This is a genomic window from Pseudomonas sp. TH49, assembly GCF_016650625.1.
Lineage (GTDB): Bacteria > Pseudomonadota > Gammaproteobacteria > Pseudomonadales > Pseudomonadaceae > Aquipseudomonas > Aquipseudomonas fluorescens_H.
The window spans coordinates 1,987,992-2,005,379 of record NZ_JAEKFL010000002.1 but is presented as its reverse complement, the minus strand read 5'-3'; the positions used below and the strand labels follow the sequence as shown (position 1 = coordinate 2,005,379).

Here is a 17,388-nt window from a genome sequence, read left to right as displayed (position 1 = left end):
ACACAGTGACCTCGATAGCAAGTGACAGTCGTCAACACCCGCTTGCGGGTCAGTACGCGTTCGCCGGCCCGTCATGGGTCAGCAACTGCTGGAATTGATCCGAAGACACGGCATGGGAGATCAGGAAACCCTGAACCTGAGTGCAGTCGATTTTACGCAACAGAGCAAGTTCTTGCGCGGTCTCGACACCTTCGGCCACTACCGTCAGACCCAACTGCCGTCCCAGGCTGACAATACTGGTGAGGGCCTGGGCCAGCTCTTCGTTGGCGTTGCAGCCATGTACCAGCGTGCGGTCGATCTTCAATTCAGTGAACGGCGCCGAGACCAGATTCATGTACGAGCTGTAACCCTTGCCGAAATCATCCTGTGACAGATCGAACCCCTTGATCCGCAAGCGGCAGGCACCGGCGTAGAAGTTGCTGATGTCGTCGGGCACCGAGCACTCCATCAGCTCAAAACAGATCCGTGCCGGCAAGCCTTGATGGGCCAGCACGAACGCGTGGATACGGTCGGGCAGGTCGTGGTTGTTGAGCAGGTGCGTCGGCAAGTTGATCGAGACCGGAATGTCATAGCCCTGCTGGCGCCAGCCGACTTGGGCGGCAATCGCTTGTTCCAGCACTTTCCACAGCAGATGTTCTTCAAGGCCACAGGCGGCCAGCACCGGCAGGAACTCGCCGGGCAGCAGCGTGCCCTGTTCGGGATGAATCCAGCGCACCAGGGCTTCGGCGGCGACGATGCGGCCATTGTTCAGGGCTTTCTTGGGCTGGAACCAGGCTTGCAGTTCACCGTTGTCCAGCGCGTGCAGAATATGCTTGCAGCCAATGCCTTCGCGGGTCTCGGCCGGAACCATCTGGCGCAACGCCTGCAATTGATTGATCAGGCAGCGCAGGGCGGCGGTGGTCACCGGTTTGGAAATCAACCCGATCACTTTCACCTGCAGATTGCTCGCCACCAGACTGGCGCCCATCAACATCCGTCGCGAGGCCGCGCTCATGATCGCCAGTGCGGGGCGCGAACGTTGCGCGGCGAGGCCCTGAATGAGCTGCACGCCGTCCATGCCCGGCATCAGCAAGTCGGTGAGTATCAGGTCGAAGTCCCGCTGTTTCAGGCAGGCCAGTGCGGCTTCGCCGTCCCGGACGCCGACCACGTCAAAGTTGCCCAAATCGTTGAACAGATTCTGCAAATAACGGTGCTGGAAAGGGTGGTCTTCGACTATCAAAATGCTACAGGGCTTCATGAGCAACTCGTTCATAAGGAGCCAGGGCCGCGAGCAAGGCTCGCAGCGTAAAAGGTTTGACCAGACAGTGATTCATGCCGGCCGCCAGACACAGGGCATCTTCTCCGCGCAGGGCGTTGGCGGTGGCGCCGATGATCGGGGTGACACAGCCCGCGCGGCGCAGGGCTGCGGTCAGTTCGTAGCCGTTGAGGCGCGGCATGTTGACGTCGGTGAGGACAATGTCGAACTCACTGCCGCGCCAGAGTGACAAGGCCTCTTCGCCATCGCTGGCCAGCGCCACCGTGCAGCCCAGTTCTTCGAGCTGGTCGCGCAGGATCAGTTGGTTTATGGCGTTGTCTTCGGCTACCAGAATGTGCAGACGCAATGGACGCAGCCTATGCGGTTCGTGTTGCTCAGGGAGGGGGGCGATCTGGCCGCCCTGAGCCTGGCGAACGGCGCGCTGGATCGCTGCCAGATCATTCAGATTGACCTTCCAGCCATCAGCGCCGAACTGCGGCTCGTGAGCTCCGTCGCCGCTGGCCAATACTCGCGGGCCGAGCCATGCCTGGCTCGGGCGCAGATCGGAGGGCGTGGGATACAGCTCAAGCAGCACGACGCTACAGTCGGGTTCCGTGCAATCGGGTGTGCCTATCTGCGGACGGGCGCCCCAGCGGCGCAACCAGCCGCAGAGACTTTCGGCCAGTTCGCGCACAGGCGAAACCACGTAAACGAGGTCCGGCGCCAATGCCGGTACGACGGCCGGTGAGGTCTTGTTTGAGGTTTGCTCCAGCGGCACGCTCAAGGCAAAACTGCTGCCCAGCCCCGGCTCGCTGACCATGCGCAGGGTGCCGTTCATCAAGTGCGTCAGCCGCTGACAGATGGGCAGACCCAAGCCCGTGCCGGCCACCACGTTGGTGTTGCCTTCAGTCTGGTAGAACGGTTCGAAAATGAACGCCTGATCGTCATGGGCGATGCCTTTGCCGGTGTCCGAGACCTGCCATTGCAGGCACACCCGTTCGCCTTCGCGACCGAGCAGTTTGACCCGCAGCACTACGCGCCCGGAATCGGTGAACTTGACCGCGTTGCTCAGCAGGTTGTTGAGGATTTGCCGCACGCGGCTGGCATCGCCGATCAACCGCTCCGGCGTTTGCGGATCGACGCAGGCGTACAGTTGCAGGCCTTTGCTCTGCGCCGCCGCCGCGTAGCCTTGCACCACTTCGTGCACCAGCGTCGTCGGGCGGAACTCGCTCAATTCCAGCGCCAGTTGCCCGGCCTCGATTTTCGACACATCAAGCACGTCGCAAATCAGTTGCAGCAGGGTGGCAGAGGAGCCTTCGATGGCTTGCAGGTAACTTTTCTGTTGGGTATCGAGTTGCGTACGGGCGAGCAATTCCAGGGTACCGAGCACGCCGTACAACGGTGTGCGGATTTCGTGGCTCATGGTCGCGAGAAACAGGGTCTTGGCCTCATTGGCGGCGTCGGCCGACTGGCGAGCGTGTTCCAGCGCCGCTTCGATTTGCCGGCGTGCACTGATGTCGCTGAAGGCACAGAGCAACACGTCTTCGCCTTTGTAGCGGGTCGGCGCGCAGCTCAGGTACAAGTGACGGCCATCGGCGGTCTCGAAGTAATCGGTCAGACCGGGTTCGTTGTCGTCAAACGCCGCGCGGATCCAGCCCGGCCCCAGTTGTTCGCCACGGCGGCCCAGCCATTGGCGGGCGAGGGTATTTTCCAGCACCACTTGAGCGTCGGTGCGCCGCAGCACGCACAGCGCCACTGGCGCGGTCTGGATCACGTCGCGGCTGAACAGCTCGCTTTCCACCAACGCCTGGATCCGGTGAATCGCCGGGTTGATCACGCGGTGTTCCAGGCGTCGGGTCAGCAGGTACACCAGGCTGATGCTCAACAGGCAAAACAGCAGTGCGCCGAGCATTTGCGGCCACAGTGCCCATAGCACCTCGAGCAAATCGATGGAGTAAGTGAGCTGCCAATCCGATGATTTCAGTTGCTTGCGTAACACCAACTGTTCAGGCAGCCAGCCGTCACCGACAAAACCGAAAAAGTCCTGTTGCCGCAGCAGTGGCAGATACTGCCCCGGCGGCGGTTTTTGGCTGTTGCTGAACAGCGGCATGCCCTGCGAATTGAACATGGTGAACTCGCCGGCGCTGTGATCGCTCAAGGCGCTGGAAACTTCGCGGTCGTCCATTTCCAGACCGAGCCAGCCGGAGTTGATGTCGCGTTCGTCCAGGCGAATGAAGATGTACAGCTGCGAGTGCCCGTCAGCGGCATGGGTCAGCCAGAGTTCCTTCAGGTTGGCGCTGTTGTGGTGTTTGAGGGTTTGCAGTCGCTCAAGTGTGGCTCGGGGGAAAGCACTGGTCACCGGCGTCGCGTTGTAAAGGCGCCATACTTGAGACTGGGGGCCGCTGCTGACATATACCAGGTTGAGTTGCCGAGCCTTGAGGTAGTCGCGCATGCGTCGGGTCAGCCAGATGCTCCATTGCTGCGCCGGCGCTTGACCGAGCAGCAGGCGGATCTCTTCATCGGAGACCGGCAGGTCCATGTTGGCCATGCGCGTGGCCGACAGGCTGAGGCTTTCCAGGAGTGCTTCCCGGGTGGTGAAAAAGGTATGCGCTTCGGCGATCGCGCTGCTCATGTAGCTGCGCCGCTGGGACACTTCATTATTGAAGGTAAACAACAGAAAGCTGTAGACGCCGCCGAGAATGCCCACCAGCAGCACCAGGGCAAAAATGCGCAATAGGCGCCGTGCCGCGTGGGGCGAGGACAGGATCGGGCTGATCTGGTGGAGGTAGTTCTTCAATCTCATCCCGGCACTCTAGGGACGGCCAGGTGCCGGGAACATCAGACGATCCTTAGATTTAAAGGTAGTTGACGATGAAGGTGACCTCGGTGTTGGCACTGCCGGCCTTGAGTTCATCTGTCGGCAGACGGTAATACGAAGCCGACAAAGGAATCTTGAAGTCGGTGCCGGTGCTGGTGAACGCGTCGAACGGGTAGGTGGTGCCCAAGGCCATGGGCTGCCCGGCGTCATTCATCAATTGCAGGCCGATGCCCTTGGCGGTGGAGCTGTCATTGAGCGCGACGATGCCTTTGGCCGCATCGATCACCGTGGTATTGGCCTTGAGCGAGTAGGTGACTTTCTTGATGCCGGTCTGGCACTGGTTCAGGCCAATGTTGAATCGCACCGTGCGCGGTGTTGCGCCAGCCTGACTGAACTCGTTGAGTTGATAATCATCGCCCATGGCCACCGGTACGGACGGGGTCTGGCAGGAGGCTGCATTCAGTACCAGTGCATTGGCCAGATTAAACCTGTTCAGGATCAGCTCACCGGACTGCAGGTTGCCCAGATTGCCGGCATCAATCCTGACTTGCGACGCCAGTGGGCCGGTCTTGACGATTTCCAGTCTGACCGTACCGGCTCCGATGCCGTAGTAGGTTGAGCTGATCGCAAACAGGGAGGGCTCATAGCGACTTAACATATCCATCCAGATACGGAACGAGAGCCCGGTCTTGCCCAAGGGAAAGGTCGTTACGTTACTGGGTGGGGTGCCTAGCGCGGGATTGACTGCTACGCCGTATTGCGAAGTTGCGCTGCACGACCAGCTGTGCGAGCTCGATTGCTGCGCGGTGTCCTGGTAGACCACTGTGCCATCGGGTGTGTCGGCGGGGATTGTCAGGCCACCATTGGCAAGGCTTGCGCCAAAGTTGAGCGTTTGGGTGCGGGAAGAACCGTTGAATGTGCAATTCGCCGCTATCGCGTCCGACGCGCACGTCAGTAACGTCACCGCAGCCAGGGTGTGCATGGGGCGCTGAAGTTTTGATCGCTTCATGAAAAGGCTATTCGTGTTGGCCAGGGAGGACCGTACGTTAAACACGGGGTCTGCCGAGTGACATCAGGCGATTCCTAGAAAGCGCGTCCGCGCTTCGGAAATTTGAGGATGTATTAGACTCAGCGAAGCCTGAAATCCCGGTAGGTTGCAACTGCCCCAATGCAACAGGAAGCGCCTATGGTCCGCTTGAGTATGGTCTTGCTCGGTAATGACTTTGTCCGCAAGCGTTGGTCAGCACTGGCGGTGACCGGCATTGTCTGGGGCGCGGCCGGGGTGGCGATCTTTATCGATGCGCTGGACGGCGTGCTGTATTTTCCGCTGCATGTCTTTGGCTATCTGCTGTTACTCGAGGCCCTGATCATTCTGTTGGTGCCGGCACCGCAGACCGGCACCGCCGCCGCTTTGCGCAAGGCGCGCGGTCTGGCGTTCCTGCTGCTTGGGCTGCTGATCGTCGACCGACAACATGTCGCCAGCCTGATTCTGGCAGTGCTGTTCGGTGTGGCGTTTCTGCTCGATGGCGGCTTTCGGCTGGCGGCGGCGGTGGTGGTGCGCTTTGTCGGTTGGCGACTGTCACTGCTCACCGGATTGTTCGAAATCACCTTTGGCCTGTTCATCCTTGAACCGTATCCGACGCTGTATAAGGGCACGGTGCCGTTCTGCATTGGCATGAGCATCTTTCTTTCAGGCTGCGCGTTGTTGCGTCAATCACTGCGCTTCAAGCACCAGCCGCCGTTGGCTAGTCCGGCCTCGGTCGGTGGGCCGGCCCCCAGCACCGCGCTGGTGATCCATGTCTGGACACCCAGCGGCACCGTTGATGACACCCTGGTGCGCAACCGTCTGCTCAACCGCTATATCGCAGCGGTCGACATCAACGGTGTGATTTCTGCCGGCCACGCGGCCCTGGAATGCGGCCCGGATATTTACATCAGCCATTACCCGCTGGATGACATCGATCGTTCGGCGGGGGATTTCGTGCGTTTGCTGCGGGCGACGCCGAACAATGATGTCGCCGGCCGGTTTCTGTCTGACTATGCGGGTGAGGTGGCGGACTGGTGTCCGTCTTCGGTTCAGGTCAGTTTTGCTCACTATGACGCCCGGCGGTTGCAGGCGTTCTGGGCTGAGTATCGACAGAACAGCACATACAACCTCACCAGCCGCAACTGCTCGAGTGCCGTCGCCCACAGCCTCGAAGCAGCCCTTGAAGGGGCGATGAATCGCGGGCACTCGAGCATGCTCGATTTCGCCAGAGTGATCCTCAGCCCCGAGTTCTGGGTGGCGGCGCAGGTGCGTAAACGCGCCGAAGTGATGGCCTGGACGCCCGGTCTGGTGCTCGATTATGCACGGGCGTTGCATGCCGCCATCGAGCCGGCACCGCCGGGCTGGCACAGCATGTATGCGGTGATCAAACGCGCTTGCGGTTATGCGCTGACGGCCTTGCGCGGGCGCGAAGTGCATCCCCTCCAGCCGCCATCTGTGCATCCTTCCGACAAATCCTGACCGACGTTACACCCAGTCGCTGCCTTCGCGAGCAAGCTCGCTCCCACATTGATCCATGTATGCATGAGATCCCTGTGGGAGCGAGCTTGCTCGCGAAAGCGTCAGTGCGGGCAACACAAAAACCCACTCCACTGGTCAACTAATTACAAAGCAACCTAACTATTACGTTGACATTCGCTGCCTAGGCAGTAACATCTCGACATACATTCACTGCCTAGGCAGTTATTAGGTGAGCACATGAAGCATTTCACCCCGGACGAATTCAAGCATTGCCATCTCGGCCTGTTGCTGGGCCGTGCCGCGCTGCTCAAGGACAAGATCATCGACACCCACATGGACCCCCACGGTATCACCGCCGCGCAGTTCAAGGTGTTGATCATCATGGCCCAGTACGGCGTCGATACTCCGGCCGAGCTGTGCCGGCATCTGTCGCTCGACAGCGGTTCGATGACACGCATGCTCGATCGTCTGGAACAGAAAGGTTTCCTGGCTCGCCAACGCAGTGAAGGCGATCGCCGTCAGGTGCAGCTCAAACTCACCGAGCAGGGCCAGCAACTGGCCGATCGTCTGCCGCACATCGGCGCCGATGCAATGAATGAACTGGCCGGCGCCGTCACTACGGACGAGTTGAAGACCCTGGAATACATCCTCAAGAAAATCCTGCTGGCCGCCGGTGACCCGATCACCATCCAGCGCTTAGGTGAACACAATGAGCAGTAAAACCTTGCGCAGCAGCCTGACCCTGGTGCTGTCGGCGATGATCCTCGCCGGCTGCGCCAATTACAGCGGCCTCGACACTCAAGGCAAAAATCTTGATGCGAAAAGCCTGAAAGTCGGCCAGTCCCTCAACGGTGTGACCCTGTCGCCGGCGGCATGGCCGAAAAGCGACTGGTGGACCAGCCTTGGCGACCCACAACTCGACGGTCTGATCCGCGAAGCCCTGCACGACAGCCCGGACATGCAAATTGCTGAAGCCCGCGCGCATCAGGCCAGCGCCGCCGCGTATGCTGCCGATGCCGAACGCTATCCGACCCTCGACGCCAGCGCCGGTATCAGCCGCTCGCGTCTGGCCAAGGACCAGGATCCGCTGGGCAAGGGCGATGCCTATGCCACCGTGCGCAATATCAGCGCCGGTTTCAATTATAACTTCGACCTGTGGGGCGGCCAGCGAGATGCCTGGGAAGCCGCTCTCGGTCAGGCCCGTGCTGCGGAAGTCGACCGTCAGGCCGCGCAATTGACCCTCGCCGCCGACGTGGCCCGGGCCTACAGCGATCTGGGGCAGGCGCACATTGTCTACGACCTGGCCAACGACGATCTGAAACGCACCAAACAGATGCTCGATCTGAGCCAGCGCCGCTTGAGTGCCGGGATCGACAGCCAGTACCAGTTCCAGCAAACCCAGAGTCTGGAAGCCAGTTCCGAAGCCAGCCTGATCGATGCCGAAAAACGCTTGAACAGCGCGAAAATCGCCCTGGCCGTGCTGCTCGGCAAAGGCCCGGATCGCGGCAACGAAATTGCCCGGCCGAAAGTCCTGCAAGCCAGCGCCGTGGCGGTGCCGTCGGTATTGCCGGCGGAACTGCTCGGTCGGCGTCCGGATCTGGTCGCTGCGCGCTGGCGCGTAGAGGCGGCGAGCAAAGACATCGACTCGGCGAAAACCCGCTTCTATCCCAACCTGAACCTTACGGCGTCTGCCGGTGCCGAATCCTTGTTGGGTGACGCAATGTTCGGGTCGGCCAGTCGCTTCTTCAGCATCGCCCCGACCATCTCGGTGCCGATCTTCGACGGCGGGCGCCTGCGCGCCAACCTTGATGCGCGCGACGCCGATTACGATCTGGCAGTGGCGCAGTACAACAAAAGCCTGGTGAAAGCACTGGGTGATGTCAGCGACACGATCAACCAGTTGCGTGACATCGGCCGGCAGATCGGTGCGCAGCAACACGCCACCGAGATTGCCCAGGACTCTTACAACACCGTCGTCCAGCGTTACGGTTCCGGCATCGGCAACTACCTGGACGTGCTCAGCATCGAGCAGCAATTGCTGCAGGCCCAGCGTCAGCTGGCCAACCTCAATGCCGAGCAGATCGACCTGTCGATTCAACTGATGCAAGCGCTGGGCGGCGGCTTTCAGGGTGAAACCCTGACCGCAGCCAACGCCACCCCAGCCACGTCGCACAACTAATTTCAGGTATTTGTCATGGCCACCGCCGAAAACACTCAAACTCAAGACAACACCCCCGACACCGGTAATCCACGCAAGCGCAAAGTCATGCTGCTGGTGCTGGCCGTCGTGGTTCTGCTCGCCGGGGCCGGCGTGTGGGCGTATCACGAATTCATCGGGCGCTTCAACGAAAGCACCGACGACGCCTACGTCAACGGCAACGTCGTTGAGATCACCCCGCTGGTCACCGGCACCGTGGTCAGCATTGGCGCTGACGATGGCGATCTGGTCCACGAAGGCCAGGTGCTGATCAACTTCGACCCCAACGATGCCGAAGTCGGTCTGCAAAGTGCCCAGGCGAAACTGGCGCGTACCGTGCGTCAGGTGCGCGGCCTGTACAGCAACGTCGACGGCATGAAAGCCCAGGTCAACGCGCAACAGGCTGAAGTGCAGAAGGCCCAGGACAATTACAACCGGCGGAAAAACCTCGCTGCTGGCGGCGCGATTTCCCAGGAAGAACTGTCTCACGCCCGCGATGACCTGACCTCGGCGCAAAACGCCCTGGCCAACGCCAAACAGCAACTGAAAACCACCAGCGCGCTGGTCGATGACACCGTGGTTTCGTCGCACCCGGACGTGATGCAGGCTGCTGCTGAACTGCGTCAGGCCTACCTGACCAACGCTCGCAGCACCCTGATTGCGCCGGTCACCGGTTACGTCGCCAAACGTACCGTGCAACTCGGTCAGCGCGTACAGCCGGGCACCGCGCTGATGGCGGTGATCCCGCTGGATCAGCTGTGGATCGACGCCAATTTCAAGGAAACCCAACTGCGTGACATGCGCATCGGCCAACCGGTGGACATCGAGTCTGACATCTACGGCAGCAGCGTGAAGTACAGCGGCACCGTCGACAGCCTCGGCGCCGGTACCGGCAGTGCGTTTGCTCTGTTGCCGGCGCAGAACGCCACCGGTAACTGGATCAAGATCGTCCAGCGTGTGCCGGTGCGGATTCACATCAACGCCGAAGAGCTGGCCAAGCATCCGCTGCGGGTCGGTCTGTCGACCAACGTTGAAGTGAACCTGCACGACCAGAGCGGTCCGGTGCTGGCCCAGCAACCGCCGCAAAAGGCCTCGTTCAGCACCAACGTCTACGAGCAGCAACTGGCCGAAGCCGACGCGATGATTGCGCAGCTGATCCACGACAACAGCGCAGCGGTGAGCAAGACCGCGCAACGCTAAGGTCACACCCTTCAGGTGCGGGCTTTTGTGGCGAGGGAGCTTGCTCCCGCTCGGCTGCGAAGCAGTCGTGAAGCTTTTAGGGCCGCTTCGCGGCCCAGCGGGAGCAAGCTCCCTCGCCACAAAAAGCGCGCTCCCATAGCGTCAACCCGGTTTCATAGGATTCACAATGAGCAATAACGCCTCTTTCACGCCGCCCAGCCTGTTGCTCAGCACCATCGGCCTGTCGCTGGCGACTTTCATGCAAGTGCTCGACACCACCATTGCCAACGTGGCCTTGCCGACCATTTCCGGCAACCTGGGCGTGAGTTCGGAGCAGGGCACCTGGGTCATCACCTCGTTTGCCGTGAGCAACGCCATTGCGCTGCCGCTGACCGGTTGGCTCAGTCGGCGTTTCGGCGAGGTGAAGCTGTTTCTCTGGGCGACCATTCTGTTTGTGCTGGCCTCGTTTCTCTGTGGTATCTCCACGTCGATGCCGGAACTGATCGGCTTCCGTGTGCTGCAAGGCCTGGTGGCCGGGCCGCTGTACCCGATGACACAGACCCTGTTGATTGCGGTCTATCCCCCCGCGAGGCGCGGCATGGCCCTGGCATTGCTGGCGATGGTCACGGTGGTTGCGCCAATTGCCGGGCCGATTCTCGGCGGCTGGATCACCGACAGCTATAGCTGGCCGTGGATCTTCTTCATTAACGTACCGATCGGCATCTTCGCGGTGATGGTGGTGCGCTCGCAACTGGCCAAGCGTCCGGTGGAAACCAGTCGCCAACCAATGGATTACGTCGGCCTGATCTCGCTGATCATCGGCGTCGGCGCGTTGCAGGTGATCCTCGACAAGGGCAATGACCTGGACTGGTTCGAATCGAACTTCATCATCATCGGCGCGGCGATTTCGGTGATCGCCCTGGCGGTGTTCGTCATCTGGGAAATGACCGACCAGCACCCGGTGGTGAACCTGCGGTTGTTCGCTTACCGCAACTTCCGCATCGGCACGCTGGTGCTGGTGCTGGGTTACGCCGGGTTCTTCGGCATCAACCTGATCCTGCCGCAGTGGCTGCAAACGCAGATGGGTTACACCGCGACCTGGGCCGGTCTGGCCGTGGCGCCGATCGGCATTCTGCCGGTGCTGCTGTCGCCGTTTGTCGGCAAGTACGCGAACAAGTTCGACTTGCGCCTGTTGGCCGGTCTGGCGTTCCTGGCGATTGGCCTGAGCTGTTTCATGCGCGCCGGATTCACCAACCAGGTGGACTTCCAGCACATCGCTCTGGTGCAGCTGTTCATGGGTATCGGCGTGGCACTGTTCTTCATGCCGACCCTGAGCATCCTGATGTCCGACCTGCCGCCGAGCCAGATTGCCGACGGTGCGGGGCTTGCGACGTTCCTGCGGACCTTGGGCGGTAGCTTTGCGGCATCGCTGACCACGTGGATCTGGATTCGCCGCGCCAATCAGCATCATGCCTACATGAGCGAAAGCATCAGCACCTTCGAGCCGGCGACCCGCGAGACGTTGAATCATTTAGGCGGCGCGAGCCAATCGGCGTACGCGCAGATGGATCAGATCCTCACCAGCCAGGCGTACATGCTCTCCACCGTGGATTACTTCACGTTGCTGGGCTGGGGGTTCATGGGGCTGATTCTGATTGTGTGGCTGGCGAAACCGCCGTTTGCGGCGAAGGCCGGCCCGGCTGCCAGCGGTCACTGAGCAAAACGCGGTCAAAAATGTGGGAGCGGGCTTGCTCGCGAAAGCGGTGTGTCATTCAGCAGAGATGTCGACTGAACCACCGCCTTCGCGAGCAAGCCCGCTCCCACATTGGGTTTTGTGTTGTGTCAGTTGGCAGGTGCTGCCAGTTGTGGTGGCGGGGCGAAGTCGAACGGTGCCAGGGCATACCCGTTCTCATCCACCTGCAACGCCCAACCCTGACGATCCCAGTCCCCCAGCACAATCCGCTTGGCTGCCTGCTCACCGAGCTGCAGCTTGTGGATCGCCGGACGATGGGTGTGGCCGTGGATCAGGGTTTTCACTCCGTATTGCTGCATGATCCGCGGAATCTCTTCCGGCGTGACATCGACGATGTCATTGGCCTTCATCCGCACCTGCGCACGGCTTTCGCTGCGCAGCTTGCGCGCCAGTTTGTGGCGGGTGCTCAGCGGCAGGTGGCGCAGGATGAACAGGGTGATCGGGTTGCGCAGGTAGCGCCGCAGCTTCATATAGCCGACATCGCGGGTGCACAGGCTGTCGCCGTGCATCAACAACACCGGCTCGCCGTAAAACTGCACGACACTCGGGTCCTTCAACAGCGTGCAGCCGGCTTCTTTGCAGAAGGCCTTGCCGAGCAGGAAGTCGCGGTTGCCGTGCATCAGAAAAATCGCCGTGCCGCTGTCGCTCAATTGGCGAAGGGCCTGGCAGATGGAACGCTGGAAGGGCGTCATGGCATCGTCGCCAATCCACGCCTCGAAAAAGTCGCCCAAGATGTACAACGCACTCGCCGAGCGGGCGCGTCCGGCGAGCAAATCCAGAAACGCCCGGGTGATGTCCGGGCGCTCCTCTTCCAGATGCAAGTCTGAAATCAGCAATATCACGCTTCGATGATCTCGGCTTTCTCGATGATCACGTCGTCTTTCGGCACGTCCTGGTGACCGGCCTTGGAAGTGGTGGCAACGGCTTCGATCTTGTCGACGACATCGGTACCGGCAACGACTTTACCGAACACGGCATAACCCCAGCCCTGAGCGGTCTTGGCGGTGTGGTTGAGGAAGCTGTTGTTGGTGGCGTTGATAAAGAACTGCGCCGAGGCCGAATGTGGATCCATGGTGCGGGCCATGGCCAGGGTGTACTTCTCGTTCTTCAGGCCGTTGTCGGCTTCGTTCTGGATGCTCGGGCGCTTGTCTTTCTTTTCCTGCATGCCAGGCTCGAAACCGCCGCCCTGGATCATGAAACCCTTGATGACGCGGTGGAAAATCACGTTCTCGTAGTGACCGTTTTTAACGTATTCGAGGAAGTTGGCAGCGGTGATCGGCGCTTTTTCCGCGTCCAGTTCGATGACGATGTCGCCGTAGTTGGTGGTCAGTTTGACTTGAGTCATGATCGCTACTCTTTATAAGGAATTCGTGGTTATGGGACATTCAGCCCCATGACCGGTTCAGCCTGCATCGGCCAAGGTGCGCAGTTTAGCGTGACAGGCGCGAATTTCGAGGCTGTTTTTCATATCCCGGCGATTAAATGCGCTCCTTTATAGGCCGCGCTCTGTCAGGCCCTTGACAGCATCGGCTATGATAGCGGCTTTGTTTTGTCTGGCCCCCTTTGCGGCCGCGCACATGTAAGTCAAGGATCCTATGAGCAAGCCCACTGTCGACCCTACCTCGAATGCCAAGTCCGGCCCTGCCGTGCCGGTCAATTTCCTGCGGCCGATCATCCAGGCAGACCTGGACTCGGGCAAGCACACCCAGATCGTCACCCGTTTTCCGCCTGAGCCCAACGGCTACCTGCACATCGGCCATGCCAAGTCGATCTGCGTGAACTTCGGCCTGGCCCAGGAGTTCGGTGGCGTGACGCACCTGCGTTTCGACGACACCAACCCGGCCAAGGAAGACCAGGAATACATCGACGCGATCGAAAGCGACGTCAAATGGCTGGGCTTCGAGTGGTCCGGCGAAGTGCGCTACGCCTCGCAGTATTTCGACCAGTTGCATGACTGGGCGGTCGAGCTGATCAAGGCCGGCAAGGCCTACGTCGACGACCTGACCCCTGAGCAGGCCAAGGAATACCGTGGCAGCCTGACCGAGCCGGGCAAGAACAGCCCGTTCCGCGACCGTTCGGTGGAAGAGAACCTCGACTGGTTCGCACGCATGCGTGCCGGTGAGTTCCCGGACGGCGCCCGCGTGCTGCGCGCGAAGATCGACATGGCCTCGCCGAACATGAACCTGCGCGACCCGATCATGTACCGCATCCGCCACGCCCATCACCATCAGACCGGTGACAAGTGGTGCATCTACCCGAACTATGACTTCACCCACGGTCAGTCCGACGCCATCGAAGGCATCACCCACTCGATCTGCACCCTGGAATTCGAAAGCCATCGTCCGCTGTACGAGTGGTTCCTGGAAAACCTGCCGGTGCCGGCCAACCCGCGCCAGTACGAATTCAGCCGTCTGAACCTGAACTACACCATCACCAGCAAGCGCAAGCTCAAGCAACTGGTCGATGAAAAGCACGTCAACGGCTGGGACGACCCGCGCATGTCGACGCTGTCCGGCTTCCGTCGCCGTGGCTACACGCCGGCTTCGATCCGCAACTTCTGCGACATGATCGGCACCAACCGTTCCGACGGCGTGGTCGACTTCGGCATGCTTGAGTTCAGCATCCGTCAGGACCTCGACGCGAACGCCCCGCGCGCCATGTGCGTGTTGCGTCCGTTGAAAGTCGTGATCACCAACTACCCGCAAGACCAGGTCGAAAACCTCGAACTGCCGCGTCATCCGCAGAAAGAGGAACTCGGCGTGCGCAAGCTGCCGTTCGCCCGTGAAATCTACATCGACCGCGATGACTTCATGGAAGAACCGCCAAAGGGCTACAAGCGCCTGGAGCCGAACGGCGAAGTGCGTCTGCGTGGCAGCTACGTGATCCGTGCCGACGAAGCGATCAAGGACGCCGACGGCAACATCGTCGAGCTGCGTTGCTCGTACGATCCGGACACCCTCGGCAAGAACCCTGAAGGCCGCAAGGTCAAAGGCGTGATCCACTGGGTGCCGGCGGCTGCCAGCATCGAGTGCGAAGTGCGTCTGTACGATCGCCTGTTCCGTTCTCCGAACCCGGAGAAGGCCGAAGACAGCGCGAGTTTCCTCGACAACATCAACCCTGACTCACTGCAAGTGCTGACCGGTTGTCGTGCTGAGCCATCGCTGGGCAATGCACAGCCGGAAGACCGTTTCCAGTTCGAGCGCGAAGGCTACTTCGTCGCCGACATCAAGGACTCGAAACCAGGTCAGCCGGTATTCAACCGTACCGTGACCCTGCGTGATTCGTGGGGCCAGTGATTTAGCGTCAAGGAAATATAAAGTGCTGACGATCTACAACACGCTCACCAAGAGCAAAGAAGTCTTCAAGCCGCTGGATGGCAACAAGGTGCGCATGTACGTGTGCGGCATGACCGTGTACGACTACTGCCACCTCGGCCACGGCCGCAGCATGGTCGCGTTCGACCTGGTGACCCGCTGGTTGCGGTTCAGCGGTTACGACCTGACCTACGTGCGCAACATCACCGACATCGACGACAAGATCATCAATCGTGCCCGCGAGAACGGTGAGTCGTTCGACGCGCTGACCGAGCGCATGATCGCGGCGATGCACGAAGACGAAGCGCGCCTGAACATCAAGAAGCCGGACATGGAGCCGCGTGCCACGGATCATATTCCGGGCATGCACGCGATGATCCAGACCCTGATCGACAAGGGCTTTGCTTACGCCCCGGGCAATGGCGACGTGTACTACCGCGTCGCCAAGTTCATGGGCTACGGCAAGCTGTCGCGCAAGAAGATCGAAGACCTGCGCATCGGTGCGCGCATCGAAGTCGACGAGTCGAAAGAAGATCCGCTGGACTTCGTCCTGTGGAAAGCCGCCAAGCCGGGCGAGCCGAGCTGGGAATCGCCGTGGGGCGCCGGGCGTCCGGGCTGGCACATCGAGTGCTCGGTGATGTCCACCTGCTGCCTCGGCGAGACCTTCGACATTCATGGCGGCGGCAGCGACCTCGAGTTCCCGCACCATGAAAACGAAATCGCCCAAAGCGAAGCGGCCACCGGCAAGACCTACGCCAACGCGTGGATGCATTGCGGCATGATCCGTATCAATGGCGAGAAGATGTCCAAGTCCTTGAACAACTTCTTCACCATTCGCGACGTGCTCGACAAGTACCACCCGGAAGTCGTGCGTTACCTGCTGGTGTCGAGCCACTACCGTAGCGCGATCAACTACTCGGAAGACAACCTCAAGGACGCCAAGGGCGCTCTCGAGCGTTTCTACCACGCGCTGAAAGGCCTGCCGAGCGTCGCCCCGGCCGGCGGCGAAGCCTTCGTCGAGCGTTTCACCACGGTGATGAACGACGACTTCGGCACCCCCGAAGCCTGCGCGGTGCTGTTCGAGATGGTGCGTGAGATCAACCGCCTGCGCGAGAGCGATCTCGATGCAGCGGCCGGTCTGGCGGCACGTCTGAAAGAACTGGCGAGCGTGCTGGGTGTGTTGCAACTGGAAGCCGATGACTTCCTGCAAGCGGGCGCCGAAGGGCGTGTCGATGCCGCTGAAGTCGACGCACTGATTGCAGCACGTCTGGCGGCACGCGCCGGCAAGGACTGGGCCGAATCCGACCGCATCCGCGACCAGCTCACCGCCATGGGCGTGGTGCTGGAAGACGGCAAGGGCGGCACGACCTGGCGTCTGGCTGACTGATTGCTTGATCCGCTTAAAACAAAACCCGCCTTGTGCGGGTTTTGTTTTATCTAGAGGGTGGGGTTAGCTCAAGGCCCCGGTGCTGACCGCGACGATCAGGAAAATCCCCAGCACCGCGCGGTAGATGACGAATGGCCAGGTGGAGAATTTCTCCAGAAAACGCATCAGGCCCCAGATCGCGAAGAACGCCGAGATGCTGGCAATCACCAGACCAAAAATCAGGTGTCCCCAAACGGCTGCTGGAAGATCGGCGTGGAACAACACCCACAACTCTTTCAAACCGGCGAGGGCAATCGCCGGCAGCCCGAGCAGGAACGAGAACCGCGCCGCTTCTTCACGCTTGAAGTTGAGAAACAACGCTGCCGTCAGCGTCGAGCCGGAGCGCGACACCCCGGGAATCAACGCGCCAATCTGCGCAATGCCGACGATCAGCGCATCGCGCAGACGCATTTCGTCCACGGTGCGCCGATGCCGGCACGACAGTTCGGCAGCGGCCAGCAGAACCGCCATGACCACGCAGGAAATCCCGATCACCATCAGGCCGCGAAGGGGCGAGTTGCAGGCGTTGAGCGTCGAGGACAGCGCAATGCCGGCAATGCCGATGGGTATGGTCGCCAGCACGATGGCCACCGCGAGAATGAACCAGCGGTTGTTGAAATCCCGTTGGCGCACCGCCTCGACGCTGCCACCGACCACTTGCTTGACATCGCGCCAGAAATAACTGACCACCGCCGCCAGTGCAGCCAGCTGCATGGCCGCGGAAAACGCCGAGCCGGGATCCGGCCAGCCGAGCAGGGCCGGGACGATGCGCATATGCGCGGTGGAGGAAACGGGCAGCAACTCGGTGATGCCTTGAATAATGCCGAGGAAGCCGATCTGCAGGTAATCCAGCGAGGCGAAACCGATATCAAGGCCGGTGGAACAGATGTTGGTCAAAGCACTTATCCTGTGAAAATCAGGAGGAGGGAGGTGTCTGAATCAATGGCATGGCGAAAAACTG

General features: G+C 60.8%; 13 protein-coding genes. 7 read left to right on the top strand and 6 right to left on the bottom strand.

The features are described 5' to 3' along the window. Window positions 1-49: 49 nt before the first annotated feature. Genes JFU48_RS26255 through JFU48_RS26245 form a run of 3 tightly spaced genes read right to left on the bottom strand, consistent with a single transcriptional unit; the run spans window position 50 to window position 4,710 of the window. On the bottom strand, window positions 50-1,237 hold the full coding sequence (locus JFU48_RS26255; RefSeq protein ID WP_201138149.1) for an EAL domain-containing response regulator: 1,188 nt from the start codon (window positions 1,235-1,237) through the stop codon (window positions 50-52). Next, the gene (locus JFU48_RS26250) at window positions 1,224-4,037 is read right to left on the bottom strand and encodes an ATP-binding protein (protein ID WP_201138148.1); all 2,814 of its coding nucleotides are present in this window, start codon (window positions 4,035-4,037) and stop codon (window positions 1,224-1,226) included. The genes JFU48_RS26255 and JFU48_RS26250 overlap by 14 nt, the downstream gene beginning before the upstream one ends. A gap of 52 nt (window positions 4,038-4,089) precedes the next feature. After that, the gene (locus JFU48_RS26245; protein WP_242486721.1) at window positions 4,090-4,710 is read right to left on the bottom strand and encodes a fimbrial protein; all 621 of its coding nucleotides are present in this window, start codon (window positions 4,708-4,710) and stop codon (window positions 4,090-4,092) included. A 528-nt stretch (window positions 4,711-5,238) separates the two neighbouring features. On the opposite strand from JFU48_RS26245, the gene JFU48_RS26240 reads away from it, so the two are divergent. The 5 genes from JFU48_RS26240 (at window position 5,239) to JFU48_RS26220 (ending at window position 11,651) form a co-directional block, all read left to right on the top strand. After that, on the top strand, window positions 5,239-6,558 hold the full coding sequence (locus tag JFU48_RS26240) for a DUF308 domain-containing protein (protein WP_201138147.1): 1,320 nt from the start codon (window positions 5,239-5,241) through the stop codon (window positions 6,556-6,558). A gap of 237 nt (window positions 6,559-6,795) precedes the next feature. After that, window positions 6,796-7,278 carry a MarR family winged helix-turn-helix transcriptional regulator gene (locus JFU48_RS26235; RefSeq protein WP_045122382.1) on the top strand — a complete coding sequence of 161 codons (483 nt, stop codon included), beginning with the start codon at window positions 6,796-6,798 and terminating at the stop codon, window positions 7,276-7,278. Further along, on the top strand, window positions 7,268-8,737 hold the full coding sequence (locus JFU48_RS26230; protein WP_103522140.1) for an efflux transporter outer membrane subunit: 1,470 nt from the start codon (window positions 7,268-7,270) through the stop codon (window positions 8,735-8,737). The genes JFU48_RS26235 and JFU48_RS26230 overlap by 11 nt, the downstream gene beginning before the upstream one ends. A 15-nt stretch (window positions 8,738-8,752) precedes the next feature. Then, the gene (locus JFU48_RS26225; protein ID WP_003223739.1) at window positions 8,753-9,955 is read left to right on the top strand and encodes an HlyD family secretion protein; all 1,203 of its coding nucleotides are present in this window, start codon (window positions 8,753-8,755) and stop codon (window positions 9,953-9,955) included. Between the two features lie 166 nt (window positions 9,956-10,121). Continuing rightward, a complete protein-coding gene (locus tag JFU48_RS26220; protein WP_103485343.1) occupies window positions 10,122-11,651 on the top strand; it encodes a DHA2 family efflux MFS transporter permease subunit in 1,530 nt (509 codons plus the stop codon). 125 nt (window positions 11,652-11,776) lie between these two features. On the opposite strand, the gene lpxH is transcribed toward JFU48_RS26220, so the two are convergent. Together lpxH and JFU48_RS26210 are read right to left on the bottom strand one after the other, a co-directional pair. Then, window positions 11,777-12,529 (bottom strand): UDP-2,3-diacylglucosamine diphosphatase, encoded by a 753-nt coding sequence (gene lpxH / locus JFU48_RS26215; RefSeq protein WP_045122383.1) that lies wholly within the window; start codon window positions 12,527-12,529, stop codon window positions 11,777-11,779. Next, the gene (locus JFU48_RS26210; protein WP_003223743.1) at window positions 12,526-13,032 is read right to left on the bottom strand and encodes a peptidylprolyl isomerase; all 507 of its coding nucleotides are present in this window, start codon (window positions 13,030-13,032) and stop codon (window positions 12,526-12,528) included. The genes lpxH and JFU48_RS26210 overlap by 4 nt, the downstream gene beginning before the upstream one ends. 250 nt (window positions 13,033-13,282) lie before the next feature. Here JFU48_RS26210 and JFU48_RS26205 point away from each other — a divergent pair, with 250 nt between their 5' ends. Next, window positions 13,283-14,983, top strand: coding sequence for a glutamine--tRNA ligase/YqeY domain fusion protein (locus JFU48_RS26205; protein ID WP_064586979.1), 1,701 nt, complete (start codon window positions 13,283-13,285; stop codon window positions 14,981-14,983). Window positions 14,984-15,005: 22 nt separating this feature from the next. After that, window positions 15,006-16,388 carry a cysteine--tRNA ligase gene (cysS, locus tag JFU48_RS26200; protein ID WP_128614803.1) on the top strand — a complete coding sequence of 461 codons (1,383 nt, stop codon included), beginning with the start codon at window positions 15,006-15,008 and terminating at the stop codon, window positions 16,386-16,388. Between the two features lie 63 nt (window positions 16,389-16,451). Here cysS and uppP read toward each other — a convergent pair whose 3' ends face one another. Continuing rightward, window positions 16,452-17,324 carry an undecaprenyl-diphosphatase UppP gene (uppP, locus tag JFU48_RS26195; protein ID WP_201138146.1) on the bottom strand — a complete coding sequence of 291 codons (873 nt, stop codon included), beginning with the start codon at window positions 17,322-17,324 and terminating at the stop codon, window positions 16,452-16,454. Window positions 17,325-17,388: the final 64 nt, after the last annotated feature.

Coding starts and splice junctions, on each gene's coding strand:
- JFU48_RS26255 (WP_201138149.1), bottom strand. CDS start 1,237: ATGAAGCCCTGTAGCATTTTGATAGTCGAAGACCACCCTTTCCAGCAC.
- JFU48_RS26250 (WP_201138148.1), bottom strand. CDS start 4,037: ATGAGATTGAAGAACTACCTCCACCAGATCAGCCCGATCCTGTCCTCG.
- JFU48_RS26245 (WP_242486721.1), bottom strand. CDS start 4,710: ATGTTAAGTCGCTATGAGCCCTCCCTGTTTGCGATCAGCTCAACCTAC.
- JFU48_RS26240 (WP_201138147.1), top strand. CDS start 5,239: ATGGTCCGCTTGAGTATGGTCTTGCTCGGTAATGACTTTGTCCGCAAG.
- JFU48_RS26235 (WP_045122382.1), top strand. CDS start 6,796: ATGAAGCATTTCACCCCGGACGAATTCAAGCATTGCCATCTCGGCCTG.
- JFU48_RS26230 (WP_103522140.1), top strand. CDS start 7,268: ATGAGCAGTAAAACCTTGCGCAGCAGCCTGACCCTGGTGCTGTCGGCG.
- JFU48_RS26225 (WP_003223739.1), top strand. CDS start 8,753: ATGGCCACCGCCGAAAACACTCAAACTCAAGACAACACCCCCGACACC.
- JFU48_RS26220 (WP_103485343.1), top strand. CDS start 10,122: ATGAGCAATAACGCCTCTTTCACGCCGCCCAGCCTGTTGCTCAGCACC.
- JFU48_RS26210 (WP_003223743.1), bottom strand. CDS start 13,032: ATGACTCAAGTCAAACTGACCACCAACTACGGCGACATCGTCATCGAA.
- JFU48_RS26205 (WP_064586979.1), top strand. CDS start 13,283: ATGAGCAAGCCCACTGTCGACCCTACCTCGAATGCCAAGTCCGGCCCT.